General features: G+C 61.1%; 13 protein-coding genes and 1 pseudogene. 12 read left to right on the forward strand and 2 right to left on the reverse strand.

The window, feature by feature from the left end; translation table 11 throughout:
* Positions 1-29: 29 nt before the first annotated feature.
* From mscK to OU419_RS26050, 12 genes and pseudogenes are all read left to right on the forward strand, one after another.
* A complete protein-coding gene (gene mscK, locus OU419_RS26000; RefSeq protein WP_254476308.1) occupies positions 30-3,392 on the forward strand; it encodes a mechanosensitive channel MscK in 3,363 nt (1,120 codons plus the stop codon).
* Positions 3,393-3,498: 106 nt separating this feature from the next.
* A complete protein-coding gene (selO, locus tag OU419_RS26005) occupies positions 3,499-4,959 on the forward strand; it encodes a protein adenylyltransferase SelO (protein WP_254476306.1) in 1,461 nt (486 codons plus the stop codon).
* Positions 4,960-5,084: 125 nt separating this feature from the next.
* Positions 5,085-6,362, forward strand: a complete 1,278-nt coding sequence (locus OU419_RS26010; protein ID WP_254476304.1) for a bifunctional O-acetylhomoserine aminocarboxypropyltransferase/cysteine synthase — start codon at positions 5,085-5,087, stop codon at positions 6,360-6,362.
* A gap of 532 nt (positions 6,363-6,894) precedes the next feature.
* Positions 6,895-7,776, forward strand: a pseudogene (locus tag OU419_RS29090) (methyl-accepting chemotaxis protein); the annotation flags it as partial.
* 198 nt (positions 7,777-7,974) lie between these two features.
* Complete coding sequence (locus OU419_RS29095) at positions 7,975-8,679, forward strand: methyl-accepting chemotaxis protein (protein ID WP_408004972.1); 705 nt, start codon at positions 7,975-7,977, stop codon at positions 8,677-8,679.
* A 353-nt stretch (positions 8,680-9,032) separates the two neighbouring features.
* Complete coding sequence (locus OU419_RS26020; RefSeq protein WP_254476300.1) at positions 9,033-10,541, forward strand: DUF6531 domain-containing protein; 1,509 nt, start codon at positions 9,033-9,035, stop codon at positions 10,539-10,541.
* A 279-nt stretch (positions 10,542-10,820) separates the two neighbouring features.
* On the forward strand, positions 10,821-12,326 hold the full coding sequence (locus OU419_RS26025) for a DUF6531 domain-containing protein (RefSeq protein ID WP_254476299.1): 1,506 nt from the start codon (positions 10,821-10,823) through the stop codon (positions 12,324-12,326).
* Positions 12,327-12,342: 16 nt separating this feature from the next.
* Entirely contained in the window at positions 12,343-15,126 is a 2,784-nt protein-coding gene (locus OU419_RS26030) for an RHS repeat-associated core domain-containing protein (protein ID WP_254476297.1), read from the forward strand.
* Entirely contained in the window at positions 15,117-15,758 is a 642-nt protein-coding gene (locus OU419_RS26035; protein ID WP_254476296.1) for a hypothetical protein, read from the forward strand. Before OU419_RS26030 ends, OU419_RS26035 begins: the two co-directional genes overlap by 10 nt.
* 272 nt (positions 15,759-16,030) lie before the next feature.
* Complete coding sequence (gene trxC / locus OU419_RS26040; RefSeq protein WP_254476295.1) at positions 16,031-16,465, forward strand: thioredoxin TrxC; 435 nt, start codon at positions 16,031-16,033, stop codon at positions 16,463-16,465.
* A gap of 105 nt (positions 16,466-16,570) precedes the next feature.
* Positions 16,571-17,014: a YiiD C-terminal domain-containing protein gene (locus OU419_RS26045; protein ID WP_254476294.1), complete on the forward strand. Its 444-nt coding sequence runs from the start codon at positions 16,571-16,573 to the stop codon at positions 17,012-17,014.
* Between the two features lie 77 nt (positions 17,015-17,091).
* Positions 17,092-17,901 carry a universal stress protein gene (locus OU419_RS26050; protein ID WP_254476292.1) on the forward strand — a complete coding sequence of 270 codons (810 nt, stop codon included), beginning with the start codon at positions 17,092-17,094 and terminating at the stop codon, positions 17,899-17,901.
* A 32-nt stretch (positions 17,902-17,933) separates the two neighbouring features.
* Here the strand turns inward: OU419_RS26050 and OU419_RS26055 are convergent, their stop codons facing one another.
* Entirely contained in the window at positions 17,934-18,701 is a 768-nt protein-coding gene (locus OU419_RS26055; protein ID WP_254476290.1) for a ParA family protein, read from the reverse strand.
* A gap of 86 nt (positions 18,702-18,787) precedes the next feature.
* Complete coding sequence (locus tag OU419_RS26060; RefSeq protein ID WP_254476288.1) at positions 18,788-19,690, reverse strand: LysR family transcriptional regulator; 903 nt, start codon at positions 19,688-19,690, stop codon at positions 18,788-18,790.
* Positions 19,691-19,766: the final 76 nt, after the last annotated feature.

The following is a 19,766-nucleotide window of genomic DNA, read 5'->3' on the forward strand; positions in this document are numbered from 1 at the left end:
CACCTCCGCACGAGCCGCTGAACGCGACCATGTCATTCCTGCTGCGTACTCTCCTCGCCACCGTCCTCCTGGGCGGTTCGCTCATCGGCCTGCCCGCGATGGCCGCCGACAACACTCCGCCCAGCGCCGACCAGGTGCAGCAGAGCCTCGACAGCCTCGCCAACCGCAAGCTCCCGGAAGCGGACCTGAAGGTCGTCAAGACCAGCCTGGAGAACACCCTCCAGTTCCTCGCCAGCAAGGCCGACAGCGAGAAACAGCTCGCCGACCTCAAGGGCCAGCTTGCCGACGCGCCACGGCAGATCACCGAGAACCAGCGCGCGCTCGCCCGCCTGAAAGCCAGCAGCGACAAGCCGGCGAACCAGCGTTATGGCGCCTACGGCACCACCCAGCTGGAGATGCTGCTCAACGAACAATCCACCGAGCTGGCCGCCTGGCAGAAGCAGATGATCGACGCCAAGAGCCAGATCATCACCTCACAGACCCGCCCTGAGCGCGCCCAGGCCGACCTGAGCAAGAACCAGAGCCGCCTGCTCGACATTGGCACCGCACTCAAGGCCGGCAAGGAAAGCGGCAAGCCGGTGAGCGACGAACATCGCGGCGAGCTGCTGGCCGAACAGGCCGCGCTGACCGCGCAGAACCTGCTGCTGCGCCAGCAACTGGCAGGCAACAACCTGCTCCAGGACCTCGCCGCCAGCCAGCGCGACCTCCTCGCCGAGCGTATCGCGCGGCAGGAGCGCGATACCCTTGCGCTGCAGGCGATGATCAGCGACAAGCGTCGCGAGCAGTCCGAGAAGACCGTCGCCGAGCTTTCCAAGGACGCCGGGCAGGCCGTGGGGACTGACAGCCTGTTGAGCCAGGAAAGTGCGACCAACCTGCGCCTCTCCGACTACCTGCTGCGCACCACCGACCGCCTCAACGCCCTCACCCGGCGCAATCTCGAAGCCAAGCAGCAGCTCGACAACCTGACCCAAAGCGAGCAGGCGCTGGACGAGCAGATCAACGTCCTGCGCGGCAGCCTGCTGCTGTCGAAGATCCTCTACCAGCAGAAACAGCAACTGCCGGTAATCAAGACAGACCAGGACCTGGCAGACGAAATCGCCGACCTGCGCCTGTATCAGTTCGAGTTGAATCAGAAACGCGACGAACTGAACGACACCCAGGTCTACATCGACAGCCAGCTCGCCCAGCAACCGAGCGAAAACCTCACGCCGCGCCTGCGCCAGGACCTCACCGAACTGGTGGACACCCGCCTGGAGCTGATGGACCGCCTGAACCATGAGCTGAACGCCCTGCTCAACGAGGCGATCACCCTCCAGCTCAACCAGAAGCAACTCAAGCAGACCAGCGACAAGCTGCGCGCCACGCTCGACGAGCAGATGTTCTGGATTCCCAGCAACCGCCCGCTGGACCTGTCGTGGTTCAAGATGACTCCGGCGCTGCTCCACCATCAGCTCTCGGAAGTACCGTGGGGCTCGGGCATCACCGAGCTGGGCGAGGGCCTGATCGACCGGCCGTTCCTGTTCCTGCCGCTGCTGTTGCTGGTCGCCGGCCTGCTGTGGAAGCGCAAGTACCTCTACGACAAGCTCGCCTCGCTCAACGACGACATCGGCCACTTCAAGCGCGACAGCCAGTTGCACACCCCGCTGGCGCTGCTGGTGGCAATGCTGCTGGCACTGCCCGGCACCCTCGCGCTGGCCATCGGCGGTCTCGCGCTGCTGCTCGATGCCCGCGGACAGAACGCCACCCTGGGCAGCGCGCTGCTGGAAATGGCCCAGGTCTGGATGGTGTTCTACACCGCCCACCGCATCCTGCGCCCCGGCAGCATCGCCGAGCGGCACTTCCACTGGAGTCCGCCGCAGGTCCAGTTCCTCGGCAAAATCATGCGCCGACTGGGCCTGGTGGTGATGTCACTGGTGGCGGTGGTGACCGTCGCCGAACACCAGCCGGCGGCGCTGGCCGACGACGTGATCGGCATCGCCGTGGTGCTGTTCGGCTATGGCGCCATGACCTGGCTGCTCGCCCAGTTGCTGTTCAACAGCCCCTCCAGCGAGCGTCCGTCGATGATCAAGATGATCGTCGGCCTGGGCTTCACTGCCCTGCCGGTGGCGCTGTTCCTGGCCGTCGGCTTCGGCTACTACTACACCGCGCTCAAGCTCACCGACCGCCTGATCGACACGCTGTTCCTGCTGATGTTCTGGATGGTGGTGGAAGCCACCTTCGTGCGCGGCATGGGCGTAGCCGCCCGCCGCCTGGCCTACCAGCGGGCGCTGGCGAAGCGGCAGAACCAGCCCAAGGAAGGTATCGAGGGCACCGAGATCGCGGTGGAAGAGCCGACACTGGGTATCGAACAGATCAACGAACAGTCGATGCGACTGATCCGTCTGGGCCTGTTGATCGGCTTCGTGGTCACCCTCTACTGGGTCTGGGCCGACCTCATCAGCGTGGTGTCCTACCTCGACAACGTGACCCTCTACCAGTACACCAGCGGCACCGGCGACGCAGCCTCCACCACGCCGATCAGCCTCAGCGACTTCATCATCGCGCTGGTGATCGCCGCCGTGACCCTGGCCCTGGCGCGCAACCTGCCGGGCCTGCTCGAAGTGCTGGTGCTGCAGCGCCTGACCCTGGCCCAGGGCAGCGCGTATGCCATCACCACCCTGCTGTCCTACGCGATCAGCGGCGTCGGCATCGTCACCGCGCTGTCGACCCTGGGGGTCAGCTGGGACAAGCTGCAATGGCTGGTGGCCGCGCTTTCCGTCGGCCTGGGCTTCGGCCTGCAGGCGATCTTCTCCAACTTCGTCTCCGGCCTGATCATCCTCTTCGAGCGCCCGGTGCGGATCGGCGACGTGGTGACCATCGGCAACCTGTCCGGCACCGTCAGCCGGATTCGCATCCGCGCCACCACCATCACCGACTTCGACCGCAAGGAAATCATCGTCCCGAACCAGACGTTCATCACCGGCCAACTGGTGAACTGGTCGCTGAGCGACACGGTGACCCGCGTAACGGTCAAGATCGGCCTGGCCTACGAAAGCGACCTGGCGCTGGCGCGCAAGCTCATGCTCGACGCCGCCCACGCCAACCCGCGCATCCTGCGTGACCCGGAGCCGGTGCTGTACTTCACCACGATCAGCGCCAGCACCTTCGACTATGAACTGCGCTTCCACGTGCGCGAACTGGGCGACCGCAACCCGGCGGTGGACGAAACCCTGACGCGCATCGCCCTGGCCTTCCGCGACCACAACATCGAGATGGCCTTCAACCAGGTCGACGTGTTCGTGAAGAACCTCCAAGGCCAGGAAGCCCAACTCATCATCGGCCAGCAACAAGCGGCCGCCGTACCGGTGCAGGTCAAGCCAACGCCGGAGAAACCCGGCGGCGACAAGGCCTGAGGCTGGACGCCTCCCGATAAGTCCGAGCACAATGCTCGGACAATGAGCCTGCTCCCGCTTCAGCGCGGCTCGCGCCGAAACGGGAGCAGGCCCTAGGGAGATATGTGTGAAAAAGCTCGACGAACTGACCTTCGACAACCGCTTCGCCCGCCTCGGCGATGCCTTCTCCACCGAAGTCCTGCCCGATCCCATCGCCGACCCGCGCCTGGTCGTCGCCAGCCCGGCGGCCATGTCGCTGCTCGACCTCGACCCGAGCGAAGCCGACACCCCGCTGTTCACGGAAATCTTCTCCGGCCACAAGCTCTGGGACACCGCCCAGCCCCGGGCGATGGTCTACTCCGGGCACCAGTTCGGTTCCTACAACCCGCGCCTGGGCGACGGCCGCGGCCTGCTGCTGGGCGAAGTGCTCAACGACGCCGGCGAGCACTGGGACCTGCACCTCAAGGGCGCGGGCCTGACCCCCTACTCGCGCATGGGCGACGGCCGCGCGGTGCTGCGCTCGTCGATCCGCGAATTCCTCGCCAGCGAATACCTCTGCGCGCTGGGCATACCCACCAGCCGCGCCCTGTGCGTCACCGGCTCCAGCACCACCGTATGGCGGGAGACGAAGGAAACCGGGGCCATGCTGCTGCGCCTGGCACCCAGCCACGTGCGCTTCGGTCACTTCGAATACTTCTACTACACCAAGCAGCAGGAGCAGTTGGAGACCCTGGCCCAGTTCGTCCTGCGCGAATACTTCCCGCAGTGCCTGGCGGACGAAAAACCGTACCTCGCGCTGTTCCGCGAGGTGGTAGAACGCAACGCCGAGATGATCGCGCTGTGGCAGGCCTACGGCTTCTGCCACGGAGTGATGAACACCGACAACATGTCGATCCTCGGCATCACCTTCGACTACGGCCCCTACGCCTTCCTCGACGATTTCGACGCCAATCACATCTGCAACCACTCCGACGACACCGGCCGCTACTCCTTCAGCAACCAGGTGCCCATCGCCCACTGGAACCTCGCGGCGCTGGGCCAGGCGCTGACGCCGTTCGTCGCCGTCGACGACCTGCGCGCCACGCTCGACCTGTTCCTGCCACTCTACCAGGCGCACTACCTCAGCCTGATGCGCCGCCGCCTCGGCTTCGCCACCGCCCAGGACGGCGACCTGGAACTGGTCCAGCGCCTGCTGCAGGCCATGCAGAAGGGTGCGGTGGATTACTCACTGTTCTTCCGCCGCCTCGGCGAACAGGCGCCAGAGCAGGCACTGGCGGTGCTGCGCGACGACTTCGTCGACCTGGCTGCCTTCGATGCCTGGGCCACCGAATACCGTGCCCGCGCCGCGAGCGAAGACGACAGCCAGGACGCCCGGCGCATCCGCATGCACGCGGTGAATCCGCTCTATGTGCTGCGCAACTACCTGGCGCAGGAAGCCATTACCGCCGCCGAGCAAGGCGACTACAGCGTGGTGCGCCGCCTGCACGAAGTGCTCAGCCGCCCGTTCGAGGAACAGGCCGGCGCCGAAGCCTTCACCCGTCGCCCGCCGGACTGGGGACGCCACCTGGAAATCAGTTGTTCCTCCTGACGCGGTTATAAGCTCAGGCGCAAGGGTTCTAGCCACAGGAGGCGGAAATTGCTCCCGGTCATTGACCGGCCATCGAGCCGCCTCGCATGCTCCCTGCTCTTTTACGCCCACAGGGAACACGCGCGATGAAACTGGAAACCCTGGCGATCCACGCCGGTTACAGCCCCGACCCGACCACCAAGGCCGTGGCGGTGCCGATCTACCAGACCACCTCCTACGCCTTCGACGACACCCAGCACGGTGCCGACCTGTTCGACCTGAAGGTCGCCGGCAACATCTACACGCGGATCATGAACCCGACCAACGCCGTGCTGGAGGAGCGCGTAGCAGCGCTGGAAGGCGGCGTGGCGGCGCTGGCGGTGGCTTCCGGCATGGCGGCCATCACCTACGCCATCCAGACCGTGGCGGAGGCCGGCGACAACATCGTCTCGGTGGCCAAGCTCTACGGCGGCACCTACAACCTGTTCGCCCACACCCTGCCTCGCTTCGGCATCCAGACCCGCTTCGCCGCACACGACGACATCGCCGCGCTCGAAGCGCTGATCGACGAGCGCACCAAGGCGATCTTCTGCGAATCCATCGGCAATCCGGCAGGCAACATCGTCGACCTGCGCGCCCTGGCCGACGCCGCTCACCGCCACGGCGTGCCGCTGATCGTCGACAACACCGTCGCCACACCGATCCTCTGCCGTCCGTTCGAACACGGCGCGGACATCGTGGTGCACTCGCTGACCAAATACATCGGCGGGCACGGCACCAGCATCGGCGGCATCGTCGTCGACTCCGGCAAATTCCCCTGGGCCGACCACAAGGCGCGCTTCCCGCTGCTCAACACCCCCGACCCGTCCTACCACGGCGTGACCTACACCGAAGCCTTCGGCCCCGCCGCCTTCATCGGCCGCTGCCGCGTGGTGCCACTGCGCAACACTGGCGCCGCGCTCTCGCCGTTCAACGCCTTCCTCATCCTGCAAGGGCTGGAAACGCTGGCGCTGCGCATGGAGCGCCACTGCGACAACGCCCTGAAAGTCGCGCAGTACCTGCAACAGCATCCGCAAGTGAGCTGGGTGAAATATGCCGGCCTGGCGGATCATCCCGAGCACGCACTGGCCCAGCGCTACATGGGCGGCCAGCCGGCGGCCATCCTCTCGTTCGGCATCAAGGGCGGCCAGGAGGCCGGCGCGCGCTTCATCGACGCACTGAAGCTGGTGGTGCGTCTGGTGAACATCGGCGACGCCAAGTCGCTGGCCTGCCACCCCGCCTCCACCACCCACCGCCAGTTGAACGACGAGGAGCTGGAGAAAGCCGGCGTCCCGCGCGACATGGTCCGGCTGTCCATCGGCATCGAGCACATCGACGACATCCTCGCCGACCTGAACCAGGCCCTGCAGGCCGCCGAAGGTTGATGCCAGTGGCGCGAGGCACCACTCCGGTGCCTCGCACCCGCCTCCCGTGATACCCCGACGCCATCACCGTGCAGACTGGCGCGGCCAGCTCGCGTAGAATCGCGCGCTGCCCGCTTGCCGACCGGCAGACCCGGCGCACGGGCAACCCCGCGACCGCACCAACCGATACGCCAGCGAAAAAGGGATTTGCGCGGCCATCAGCGTCCTTCCCGCCCCCAAGACCTTTCCATCCCGATCCGCCTCCGGCGCCGGTCGGTGGAGAACTTTTTTCGCCCGTGACCATCCGGTTCCGCCAAACCCTGCCGATAGGGTCCTGGCGTGCTTCGCCACCACTGGCCCCCAACAAGAACAATCTCCGAACGGCCTGACTTCACACAACCTTTCCTGGAGATCGTCAATGAATAGCTGGATATCCAACCTGAGCGTTAACCTCAAGTTGGCTCTGGGCTTCGGCCTCGTCCTCGCCTTCACCGCCATCCTCGCGGCAGTCAGTTGGGTCGGCCTTGGCTCGCTGATCGACCGCAGCAACTGGATGAGCGACATCACCGAGTTGAACTCGCGCCTCACCAGACTGCGCATCGCCCGCCTGCAATACATGATCGCCGACGGCGCCGATCAGGAGGCTGCCAATGTCATGGCCACCCTGGGCGAGTTCAAGGCCCATCAACAGCAACTACGCGGCTACTTCACCAGCCCGGACAATGTGCGCATGCTCGACCAGCTCGGCGGCGTCATCGCCGACTACGAGAAATCCCTGGCCGACATGCGTTCGGGCTACCAGAGCGCCGAAAACACCCGCCGCGCCCTGCAAGAGAACGCCGCACGCGCCACCGAACTCACCGCGCAACTGCAGGATGAAGTGCTCAAGGCCCCCGCCGACGAAGAACGCGCCGCCCGCTACCGAGCCATCAGCCGCACCCGCGAGGAACTGTTGCAGGCCCGCTACGACGTGCGCGACTACCTTGCCGACGCACTCACCAGCGACGGCAATGGCGTGACCGCCCAACTGGACGCCAGTATCGCCAGCCTGCCCGAGCTGCACAGCGTGCTCGGCGCCAGCCAGGCCACGCGCGTGCAGCAACTGGGCGACGCCCTGCGTGCCTACCGCGAGGCCGTGCAGGGCCTGCGCACGAACATTGCCGGCATCGTCCAGGCGCGCAAGGAAATGACCGTCCAGGGCCAGGACATCGTCAAGATCAGCGAGAACCTCTACCAGTTGCAGCTCGACCGCCGCGACGTGGAAAGCACCCGCGCCCGCAGCCTGCAAATGTTCTTCACACTGCTGACCCTGGTGCTCGGCGCACTGGCAGCAGTCATCATCACCCGCCAGATCACCCGGCCGCTGCACGACACGATGGCGGTGGTCGACCGCATCGCCGCCGGCGACCTGTCGCAGGACATCCGTGTCACCCGGCGCGACGAACTTGGCCGCCTTCAACAGAGCATGCAGCGCATGAGCCAGAGCCTGCGCGACCTGATCGGCGGCATCCGCGACGGCGTCACCCAGATCGCCAGCGCCGCCGAGCAACTCTCGGCCGTCACCGAACAAACCAGCGCCGGCGCCAACAGCCAGAAAGTCGAGACTGACCAGGTCGCTACCGCCATGCACGAGATGTCCGCCACCGTGCAGGAAGTCGCGCTCAACGCCGAACAGGCATCGGTCGCCGCCTCCGCCGCCGACCTCGAAGCCCAGGAGGGTGACCGGGTAGTGAACCAGGCAGTCGGGCAGATCGAGCGCCTGGCGGAGGAAGTCGAGCGCTCCGCCGACGCCATGCAACGCCTGGAACAGGAGAGCGAGCGGATCGGAAAAGTCATGGACGTCATCAAGTCGGTTGCCGAACAGACCAACCTGCTCGCCCTCAACGCCGCCATCGAGGCCGCGCGCGCCGGTGAGGCCGGCCGTGGTTTCGCCGTGGTCGCCGACGAGGTGCGCGCCCTCGCCCAGCGCACCCAGCAATCCACCGAAGAAATCGAAGCCCTGGTCGCCGGCCTGCAAAGCGGCACCCGCCAGGTCTCCAGCGTCATGCTCGGCAGCCGCGAACTGACCGCCAGCAGCGTCGCCCTGAGCCGCCAGGCCGGCGAATCCCTGGGCAACATCACCCGCACCGTGTCCAACATCCAGGCGATGAACCAGCAGATCGCCACCGCCGCCGAAGAGCAGAGCGCAGTCGCCGAAGAGATCAGCCGCAGCGTAGTCAACGTCCGCGACGTCTCCGAACAGACCGCCTCCGCCAACGAAGAAGTCGCCGCCTCCAGCGTCGAACTGGCCCGCCTGGGCGGCCAGTTGCAGACGCTGGTCAGCCACTTCCGCGTGTAACGACGCCGGCCTGCGGGGAGCGCTGCTCCGGCTCCTCGCGGGTGGGGTTGCGGTCCGCTGCATAATGCGCCGAGCACTTCACACGAACTGAAAGCGGCACGCCCCCAGCTTCATGTGGCCGTGCCGCCGCACTGCATTAATGGTGCGATGACCACATATTGAAGTTCGAGCACAAGAAATCATTCCCTTCTCAGGAATAGTGGAATATAAACAAGTCAACCTTCAAACCCACGCCCCAAAAAACTGAGTGAAACATGAAAGCCCGGCCTCTGAGCCGGGCTTTTTATTTTCATCAACCCAACGGACGAATCAGGACTCCCCACCCGACAAAATAAGGAAAGGAGCAACAGATAATGCATAAAACCTCAGCCGTCAAGGCGATATTACTCACTACATCTCTCGCACTACCCACCGCAGCCACAAGCGCAACAAATTACTACTGGGAATCAAACCCGCACATAGGAGCAGACAACGACATCCGCATATACAAAGGAAACTCGCCAGCCGAGGTATGCGACCAGATCGCAGCCGCTGGATGGCAGTACGACTACTATTATTCCGGCCTAAAGAGAGTCACAGACAAGAATTTCAGATGCACATCATTTAGAAAAATTGATAAATACACAGCATGGACTGAAATATACCGGTACGGCGATACTTGCCCCCCGGAAACCGCTTTCCAAAGCGCAAACCCCTACAATAAAACCTGTCGTCCGCCAGAAGAAAAAGGCCCGCCGGAACACTGTTCCCCGACCACTTCATATGCAGGAAACCCTGTAAATTTCTCAACAGGAAACAAATACCAGGAAGAACTCGACTACCAAGCCCCTGGGAATCCTGAGCTTAATCTTTCACACACTTACAATAGTTCTGACAGTCTCTGGCGACACAGTTTCTCGACACAACTCCAGATCTCTCAGGATGGCCAGTCCGTGGCACTCATCATGGGAAATGGAAAGGAGCGCTACTTTACGGTCAACGGTACAAACATAACACCAACGTCTTACGGTAGCGGAGTTCTGAAAAAGACAGAAACTGGCTGGACTTATACATCTATTGAAAACACCACATATACATTCAGCAATTCCGGAGACCTGACGAGTTGGCTGAATGCCAATGGAAACCTTCAACAACTTACTTACAACGGAAATCTTCTAACCATCTCCGATAGCCTTTCCAACACTGTCACGCTGACCGTAGACCCAGACAAGCAGCCCCTTTCGTTCAGCGCACCGGGCATTACGATCGCCTTCACTTACAGCGACCGACGGCTCACGAAGCTAACTCGTACCTCCCCAAGTGGCACCACTCAGCGGATCTATCATTACGAAGACACAAACAACAGCTCGCTGCTGACAGGTATCACCGATGAAAACGGGGAGCGATATGCCATCTGGCGCTATGACACGCTTGGCAGAGCCATCTCCAGTGAACATGCCTACGGCGCAGAGAAAGTAACCATCACCTATAACGGCGATGGCTCCACCACTGTCACCAACGAGTACGGCAAGCGAGCCAACTACCAATTCCAGGCAATCCAGGGCACCAAGCGCATCACATCCATCGAAGGCGAACTAACTACCAACTGTCCCAGCAGCAACTCCAGCTTTACCTACGACGAGCACGGCCTGATTAAGACCAGGATCGACAACAAGGGCAACCTGACCACTTACGACTACAACGACCGCAACCTCGAAACCAGCCGCACCGAAGCCTCCGGCACGCCCGAGGCGCGCACCATCACTACCGAGTGGCATCCAACCCTTTACCTGAAAACGAAAGTCACCGAACCCAACCGCATCACCATCTACCAGTACGACGCCCAGGGCCGCCCGCTCGGCCAGATCATCACCCCTCGCTAACGCCGGAAAAACCCGCGCAAGTACATCCCATGCACAAGATGGATGCACTCGATTTTAGAGGAGAAGGAAACTCTCACTTATCTAATACCGATACGACACCGAAATACTTTAGACACCACAACTTATTACTGAAATCTTCAAAGATAAATCCCCAGCAGAAACGCCCATAAACCCAGACAAATCATAAAAACAAATAATACCTGACAAAATCAATACCCCTCGTCATTTACCCCAGTCCTACAACCGGATCACAAGAGCAATAACCAACGAGACAAACAGATGAAGAAAAATAGACTACCCCTATTACTCACAGCAACCTTTCTCGCTACCGGAGGAGCAAGTGCTGAAGATTATTACTGGAGATCCACAGCCAACACTGAAATAACCGGCTCAACCCCCGAAGAAGTGTGCTGGAATTTTTTCACTTGGTACAAAGCATATTACTCGTACGACAAAAGATTCAACATAGTATACAAAGGCTCAGAGTATCGCGGCCCGGACCACAGTGCACTCTGCTTTGTTGGCGTATATGAAATTGGCCGCCCTCAGGTCGGAGCATACACATCCTATAGCACTAGGGATGGTGCTGGCTGCTCACTTGACAAGAAATACAACCCAACAAAAGGCGGGTGCACTAGAGATGAGCAGAAAGGCATACCTGACTCAAAGTCTTGTGCTGCCAACCCTATAAATATAGCGATAGGGAACAAATTTCAAATAGAAACAGACTACAGATCTGAAAACTCACCATCACTAAATTTCTCGCGCACCTACAACAGCCTAGATGGAATTTGGCGACACAACTTCTCCACGCACTTAAGGCTTACCAACTTCGGGAGCCTGGCATTAGTACAGCCCGACGGAAAGGAGAGCTTTTTCACCATCACCGGAGATAATATATCAGCGCAATCAAATAATTCTGGAACACTTCTAAAATCCGGCAGCAACTGGATTTATCGAAGCTCAAGAAGTGGGGAAATAATTTTCAACGAAAGTGGAAGAATGACACATTGGATTGATCCCACCGGGAACAAATACGAAATAACCTACAGCGATGACAAAGTCACCATACAAGATCAAACAGGAAATAGCTTAATTTACACCGAAGACCCTAATCACCAACCCCTATCCATGCAAGCAGGTAGCTTCAAGGCCTCTTACACCTATGGCACAGAAGACAGGTTAATTAACCGACTACTATCTGTCACCCGAACACTAGGGGGAAACCATAGCCTCCGAAACTATCACTACAGCGATTCCAACAACAGAAACCTGCTAACGGGAATCACGGACGAGAATGGAGTTCAATATGCAAAATGGGACTATGACAGCCAAGGGCTCGCCATATCTAGCGAGCACGCCAATGGCACCGAGAGAGTGTCTCTTTCATACAACAGAGATGGAACCACAACCGTAACTAATGAGTACGGCAGGAATTCCACATATCAATTCCAGACAATCAATGGAATAAAGCAGATCACTTCGATTGAAGGCGAGGCTACCTCAAACTGCCCCTACAGCAATTCCAAGTTCACCTACAACAGTCGAGGTCTGCTTGAGTCAAAAATAGACGCAAAGAACAATCTGACTACCTACGACTACAACACTCGCGGTCTGGAAGTGAGCCGCACCGAAGCCTCCGGCACGCCCGAGGCGCGCACCATCACTACCGAGTGGCATCCAACCCTTTACCTGAAAACCAAAGTCACCGAACCCAACCGCATCACCACCTACCAGTACGACGCCCAGGGCCGCCCTCTCGGCCAGACCGTCACCCCTCGCTAACGCCAAGGAAGTCATCATGCAGGTACATCCCATGTACAGGCTGGGCGCGCTCGCCCTTGCCTGCGGCCTCGCTTTGTCCGCGACAGCGGCCGAGCGCAGCTGGAGCTACACCTACACCGCCCAGGGACGAATCGAAAGCGCGGACGGCCCGCGTACCGACGTCCAGGACGTCACCCACTACGCCTACGACGCCAAGGGCAACCTCTCCAAGGTCACCAACGCCCTGGGCCAGGAAACCCTGCTGGGCAGTTACGATGATCGTGGCAACCCCGGCACCATCACCGATGCCAACGGCGTGGTCAGCATCCTGTCCTACAGCGGCGTCGACCCGAAGCTAGCCAGCATCACCACCGCCGGCAGCACCACCAGCTTCGAGCACGATGCAGTCGGGCAACTGACCAGGATCACCCGCGCCGACGGCAGTTGGCTGCAATACACCTACGATCCGGCGCGCCGCCTGACCGCTATCACCAACAACCTGGGCGAGCGTGTCGAGTACGACGTCGACGTCGCCGGCAAGCGCACCGCGCAGCGCCTTAAGGACGCCAGCGGCACCCTGAAGCAGCAGCAAAGCTGGGTGTATGACGAGTTGGGCCGCCTGCTGCGCTCGGTCGGCGCCGGCGCGCAGACCGATCACTACCAGTACGACCTGAACGACAACACCACCGGCCACACCAACCCGCGCCAGTTCAGCAACTCCAGCAGCTTCGACGCACTGGATCGCCTGGTCAGCCAGACCGATGCCCTGAACGGCGTCACCCAGCTGGGCTACGACGGCCAGGACAACCTCACCCAGGTGCAGGACCCGCGCGGCGTCACCACCCGCTACGAGTACGACGGCCTGGGCAACCTGACCAGGCTGATCAGCCCGGACAGCGGCACCAGTACCTTCGAGTACGACAACGCCGGCAATATCACCAAGCAGACCGACGCCCGCGGCGTGGTCGTCACCTTCAGCTACGACGCGCTGAACCGCCTGACCGCACGTCATTACCCGGCAACACCGGCGCTGGACGCCACCTACAGCTATGACGCCAGCGCCAATGGCAACTTCGGCATCGGCAGGCTGACGGCGATTCAGGACGGCAGCGGTAGCCTTGCCTATCGCTACGACGCGCGCGGCAACCTGATCGAGCAGGCGCGCAACCTCAGCGTCAACGGCCAGGCTCTGACAGACACCGCGACCTTCCAGTACGACGCCGCCGATCAACTGGTGGGCATCGGCTATCCGGGCGCGGTACAGGTTGGATATCCACGCAACACTGGCGGCCAGGTCGCCAGCGTGACCGTCGCTCTCAACGGCGGCAGCGCCACCAACCTGGCCAGCGGCATCAACTACCTGCCTTTCGGCCCGCTGCAGCAGCTGACCTGGGCCAACGGCATCCAGCTCAAGCGCGAGTACGACCAGGACTACCAGCTGACCCGCCAGGACGTCGGCCCGTGGCGCAACGACTACCAGCGCGACGCCAACGGCAACATCACCGAACTCGCGAACAACCTCTGGGGCACCCTGACCTACGGCTATGACGCCCTGGACCGGCTGACCAGCGAGGACGGCACCGGCCAGCAACGCAGCTACAGCTATGATGCGGTGGGCAACCGCACCCAGCGGCAGCAAACCGAGAACGGCGCCACCGCGACCACCACCTACCAATACGCCAGCGACAGCAACCGCCTGACCGCCATCGACAGCCAGGCCGTCACTAGCGACGCCGCCGGCAACCTGACCCAGGATCGCGCCAGCCGACTGCTCGGCTACGACGCACAGAACCGCCTGGCCAGTGTGAAAATCAATGGCCAGCAGGTGGCGGAGTATCGCTACAACAGCCTCGGCCAGCGTGTGGCCAAGCTAACCGGACAGGGATTCACCACCTACCTGTACGGACCGGACGGGCAACTGCTTGGCGAAAGCGAATACACCAGTACCGGCGCTCAGCAACGCACCCAGGCGTACCTCTGGCTCGACAGCATGCCGCTGGCCAGCGTAATCATCCAGGGAACCAGCGCACCGCAGGTGCTGTACCTGCACGGCGACCACCTGAATACGCCGCGCCTGGCTACGGCGGCGAATCAGCAGATCGTCTGGCAATGGCAGTCGGATGCCTTCGGCAACGGCACACCCAATCAGGATCCGCAGGGAACTGGGCAACAGACCGTACTGAGCCTGCGCTTCCCGGGACAGTACTTCGATGGGGAGAGCGGGCTGCACTACAACTACTTCAGGGATTACGACCCGGAGACTGGGCGGTATGTGGAGAGTGATCCGATTGGGTTGGCGGGAGGACTAAATATTTATGGCTACGTCGCGGCGAACCCGCTCAGCTTGGTAGACATGCTAGGCCTTGATCCTGGCGATCTTTTCCGGACCCCAGACGATGCAGCAATTGATGCAGCTAGATATGCTAGAAAGCGAGGAAATCAGAGTATTGAGTATGGGGGCTGGGTGTATCCGGCGGGAAACTGCTGGTCTTACAATTTTATAGAGGGCGAACTTCCACCCGCAGATGACTGGCAGAGTGGAATGCTGCCACCCGACAAACTGGATAGTTCGCGCCCACCAAAAGCAAGAAAAATCTGGCATACACACCCACCTGTTGGTCCAACTATGTTCCAAGAAAACTTCTCAGGAAGCTACGACGGGAGCGTCCCAGGTGATATGTCCACATCTAGAAATTCTAACATTGGAATTTATTTAAACACCCCAAGTGGCATTAACGCATATTACGACTACCCTCAAAATCCTAACAACCCATACCGGCAGCTCCCTAACAAGGAGCCAGAGGCTTGCGGATGCCAATGAACCAGATATCAAAGCGCATATATTTTTTGATCATTTCCTCGCTTGTATTCCCATTAGCCTCCACTGCCAGTGAGATAAATGGAAATCTTTCCCCCGTGGCTTCCCCACTGTTTAGCTTCGGGAATTACTACGAGGCATTGAGGCATGTCTTTAGCAAGGGTTCTCAACCTGACGTGGTGTTGACCGCACACATACTTCCAAGCATGTCCAAAGAGATCATGGTCGGAATCAGGGGAACACCAGGAAACTACGAAGCCTTTTCTATAGTGCCTGATCAACCCGTTCAGCTTTTAGTCAAGAAAAGAGAATTCACACTCACAAACACCAAGAGCGACGAGACAGGGAGTGAGTACAAGAGCAAGCCCATATCCGACTCAGCGGCACAAAATCTAATTAAACTATGGGAACTTTCGATAACCTCAGCTAGATACAATAAAAACAGAGGAGTCACAATCGATCCAACCTTGTGCGTATTCTCACTACGCACGCAATGGGCAGGCATCATTAGTGGAGAGGCCCTGCTACCTAATAACTCTGGCGAAATAAAAAAACTTAGTCATGCAGCAAAATTCATACTCAAAGTAAGTCAAGGCGAAAATGAGAAAATAGCTATTCGCGGGTTGTTTGACTAAACCAACAGGGGTGAATTTACCCCTGATATGTTAGAGCTATCTAACAAGATGTTCCGCACAAAAAAAACAAAGCCCGCTTTCGCAGGCTTTGTTTTTTGTGCATTTGAGAAAAATGGGGAAAGCTCTCTTTTTCAGAGTCAATATTTCCAGATTGATCATGTATTGGCTGGAAGTATCGTCACAACAGAACAGAAGCCCTCCACAGACCGTCCCGCTTGATATTCCCCTCCCCCGCCTCCACCTAGCTCCCCATTGCCTCTGGAGCCCCCACCATGTCCGACTCCCTGATCATCCCCTGCCCCAACTGCAACGGCCTCAACCGCGTTCCGGCCGAGCGTCTGGGCGATGCGCCGCGTTGTGGGCGCTGTCAGTCCGCGGTCATCGTCGACCGGCCCTTCGAGTTGAATGAAGCCAGCTTCGCCGCCCAGGCCAAGGGCGATCTGCCGTTACTGGTGGACGTCTGGGCGGAATGGTGCGGGCCGTGCAAGGGTTTTGCGCCGGTGTTCGAGCAGGCGGCGGCGCGGCTGTCGGGCAAGGTGCGGCTGGCCAAGCTGGACAGCGATGCCAACCCGAACCTGTCCACGCGCCTGGGGATTCGTTCGATCCCGAGCCTGATCCTGTTGCGCAACGGGCAGGAAGTGGCGCGCCAGAGTGGTGCCGTGCCGCTGCCGCAGTTGCTCGACTGGTTGGCGCGCAACGGTGTCTGAGGCAGGCGTTCGCTGAGCGATCCGGTCAATCCGTGCGGTCATTGCCAGGGCGCGCGGTGCGGCTAGTCTTGGACGAAAACAATGTCCAGGCGAACGGAGCGCTCAATGCCTTATCCCGAAGATTTCATCCGCCAGCTCACCGAAGAACACATTGCCTTCGTCAAGCGCACCGGCCTCAAGGCCGAGGTTCTGGAACCGGGCCACGTGCGCCTGCGCATGCCGCTCAAGGGTAACGAGAACCACATCAACAACATGTATGCCGGCGCGCTGTTCACCGTGGCCGAGCTACCCGGCGGTGTGTTGATGCTGACCAGTTTCGATGCGCGGCGCTTCTACCCCATAGTCAAAGAAGCCGGGCTGCGCTTCCTGCGCCCTGCGGCCAGCGATGTGACGGTCGATGCGCGGCTGAGCGAGGCGGATATCCAGCGTATCGGCGAAGAAGCCACTCATCAGGGCAAATCCGAGTTCGTCCTCGACCTGCAATTGAAAGACGAGAACGGTAACGTCGTCGCAGAAAGCCACGCCATCTATCAACTGCGCAGCCGCTGAAACCGCGGCGTTGCCGTGCATCAAGGTGGCTTTCCCCGCAGCGCGCGACATTGGTGCTGCCATAGAGGGAAGCTACCATGTACAAGAACCTGCTCGTCGCCCACGATCTCAGCGTGGAGGCGGACATCGCCGTGCGCCGCGCCGCCCAGTTGGCGCGGCTGCACGATGCGCGCGTCACCCTGCTCCATGTCATCGAAGAATACTTTCCCGAACGGATGATGCAGACCGTGCGCGAGGCAGCGGAAGTCGCGCTGCGCGATGCCGCGCAGAGCAATGCCATTGGCAATTGCCACCTGCTGATCCGCCAGGGCCGCGCCGCACCGACCATCAGCGAGGCCGCGCATGAGCTGAAAGCCGATCTGCTGGTGATTGGCGCCCACCATCAACAGCTTCTGGAACGCTTCGACGGCACCACGCTGGACCGCATCGCCCGGCACAGCCGCGTGCCATTGCTGCTGGCGGTGGACGAGTCGGTCAGCTCCTATACGCGGGCGTTGAGCGGGATGGATTTCTCCCTGTGTGCCTGCCACGCCTGGCGGTTGGGATACCGGCTGCTATCGAGCAGCGCAGAGCTGCTGGCTCTCAATGCCTACGAACCGGGCAAGGAAGCGGACAAGGCCGAGCGCCACCTGGCCACCCAGCGCGACCTGCTGCGCCAGGCGATCCAGGAGGAGCGCGCACATGTTCCGGACATGGGACCGCGCCTGCTGTGCGCGGTGCAGAGCGGGCCGTTCAAGGAAGTACTGGACCGCGCGCTGGGAGAGTGGAAGCCAGACCTCCTGGTGCTCGGCAGCCGCAGCCGCGGCAGCATCGAGCAGGCGTTCCTGGGCAACGTCGTTCGTCACTATCTGCGTCGGCCGCCCTGCGACATTCTTCTTTCGCAATGACGCGGGATGGGCCCGGCCCATCCCTTGCTGCATCAGGCTTCCAGCAGGTTGTGCAGCTCGACGAATTGTTGCGTCAGCTTGTGGCGCGGTTCGAGGAAGATCAGCGGCGTGCACGCCTGGTGCGACTCGCGCATTTTCACCGAACTCATCAGGTAGACCGGCAGCACCGGCAACTCCTCTTCCACCAGTTCATCCAGCAGTTGCTGCGGCAGGCTCGCGCGCGGCTGGAACTGGTTGACCACGATGCCTTCGACTTCCAGGTCCTCGTTGTGGTCTTCCCTGAGTTCTTCGATCTCCTGCAACAGGCCGTAGAGCGCCTGGCGGGAGAAGCTGTCGCAGTCGAAGGGGATCAGGCAGCGATCGGCGGCGATCAGGGCCGATACCGTGTAGAAGTTCAGTGCCGGCGGTGTGTCCAGGTAGATCCGGTCGTAATCGTCGGCCAGCTCGTCCAGCAGTTTGCGCAGCTTGTTGATCTTGTGCTTCTGCTCAAGCTTGGGCTGCAGGTCGGCCAGTTCGGGACTGGCCGTCACGATGTGCAGGTTGTCGAACGGAGTCTCGTAGATATCGACCTTGCCTTTGCGGCTGAAGGGGCCGGACGAGAGGGTCTGCTTGAAGAAGTCGGCGATACCCACCGGCAGGTCCTCGCCGGTCAGGCCGGTGAGGTAGTGAGTGGAGTTGGCCTGGGCATCCAGGTCCACCAGCAATGTGCGATAGCCCTCCGCCGCGCTGACCGCCGCCAGGTTGCAGGCAATGCTCGACTTGCCCACTCCACCTTTCTGATTGAACACCACGCGCCGCATGAGCCTGCCTCCGGAAGCCATTCGAGTGCTCCGGATTCTATGCAATGCCCATGACAACGGCGAGCTCTCTGTCGGACGATTCCGACTCAGCCGCGCAAGGCGGCTACCTCGCGGGTCAGCAGATCAATGAAGGACTGTGCCAGCGGCGAGCGCTCGTCACGGCGGCGCACCAACCAGACCGAGCTGGTCGCACCGGGATCGAGCAGGGTGCGATAGACCACCCCGTCCACCCGCGTGCGCCGAAAAGAGGCCGGCAACATGGTGACGCCCAGCCCCGCCGCTACCAGGCCGATGATGGTCATGGCCTCACCGGCCTCCTGGGCGATGCGCGGGCTGAAGCCAGCCTGCCGCGACAGGGTGATCAACTGGTCATAGAGGCCGGTGCCATAGCTGCGCGGGAAGAAGACGAAGGGCTCTTCCGCCAGGGCAGCGATTTCCAGGCCGTCCAGGCTGGACTCCGCCAGCGGGTGGTCGGCCCGCAGCACTGCCACCAGCGGCTCGCTGAACAGCTCGACCGCTTCCAGGGTCTCCGGCAGCGGAACCGGCCGGATCAGGCCAACCTGCACGCGCTCTTCCAGTAGCGCTTGTACCGCCTGGCCGCTGCTCAGTTCCTGCAGATCCAGGTGGACATCCGGGTAAGCCTGGCGAAAGGCCAGGATGCTGCGCGGGATGGTCGAGGTGAACGGCGCCGAGGCGGTGAAGCCGATCTTCAACTCTCCCAATTCCCCCTGGTGTGCACGCCGCGCCAGCAACACCGCACGTTCGACCTGCTGCAACACCTGCCGCGACTCGGCGAGGAACAGGCGCCCGGCCTCGGTCAACTCCACCCGCCGATTGGTGCGCTCCAGCAAGCGGGCTCCGACTTCCTCTTCCAGCGCCTGGATCTGCTGGCTCAGTGGCGGCTGGGAAATGCCCAGTTGCTCGGCCGCACGGCCAAAGTGCAGCTCTTCCGCCACAGCGATGAAGTAACGCAGGTGCCTCAGTTCCATGCCACCACCATTGATTCGAAATACATATCAAACATGTCGATTAATATATTGGAAATAATAAAAGCGCCTCCTTATC

Source organism: Pseudomonas triclosanedens, assembly GCF_026686735.1.
Lineage (GTDB): Bacteria > Pseudomonadota > Gammaproteobacteria > Pseudomonadales > Pseudomonadaceae > Pseudomonas > Pseudomonas triclosanedens.

What these genes read in the sequence shown, in the direction of transcription:
- OU419_RS26060 (WP_254476288.1), bottom strand. Translation starts at nt 19,690, where the DNA reads ATGGAACTGAGGCACCTGCGTTACTTCATCGCTGTGGCGGAAGAGCTG.
- mscK (WP_254476308.1), top strand. Translation starts at nt 30, where the DNA reads ATGTCATTCCTGCTGCGTACTCTCCTCGCCACCGTCCTCCTGGGCGGT.
- OU419_RS26030 (WP_254476297.1), top strand. Translation starts at nt 12,343, where the DNA reads ATGCAGGTACATCCCATGTACAGGCTGGGCGCGCTCGCCCTTGCCTGC.
- OU419_RS26010 (WP_254476304.1), top strand. Translation starts at nt 5,085, where the DNA reads ATGAAACTGGAAACCCTGGCGATCCACGCCGGTTACAGCCCCGACCCG.
- OU419_RS26025 (WP_254476299.1), top strand. Translation starts at nt 10,821, where the DNA reads ATGAAGAAAAATAGACTACCCCTATTACTCACAGCAACCTTTCTCGCT.
- OU419_RS26020 (WP_254476300.1), top strand. Translation starts at nt 9,033, where the DNA reads ATGCATAAAACCTCAGCCGTCAAGGCGATATTACTCACTACATCTCTC.
- OU419_RS29095 (WP_408004972.1), top strand. Translation starts at nt 7,975, where the DNA reads ATGTCCGCCACCGTGCAGGAAGTCGCGCTCAACGCCGAACAGGCATCG.
- OU419_RS26035 (WP_254476296.1), top strand. Translation starts at nt 15,117, where the DNA reads ATGCCAATGAACCAGATATCAAAGCGCATATATTTTTTGATCATTTCC.
- trxC (WP_254476295.1), top strand. Translation starts at nt 16,031, where the DNA reads ATGTCCGACTCCCTGATCATCCCCTGCCCCAACTGCAACGGCCTCAAC.
- OU419_RS26045 (WP_254476294.1), top strand. Translation starts at nt 16,571, where the DNA reads ATGCCTTATCCCGAAGATTTCATCCGCCAGCTCACCGAAGAACACATT.
- OU419_RS26050 (WP_254476292.1), top strand. Translation starts at nt 17,092, where the DNA reads ATGTACAAGAACCTGCTCGTCGCCCACGATCTCAGCGTGGAGGCGGAC.
- OU419_RS26055 (WP_254476290.1), bottom strand. Translation starts at nt 18,701, where the DNA reads ATGCGGCGCGTGGTGTTCAATCAGAAAGGTGGAGTGGGCAAGTCGAGC.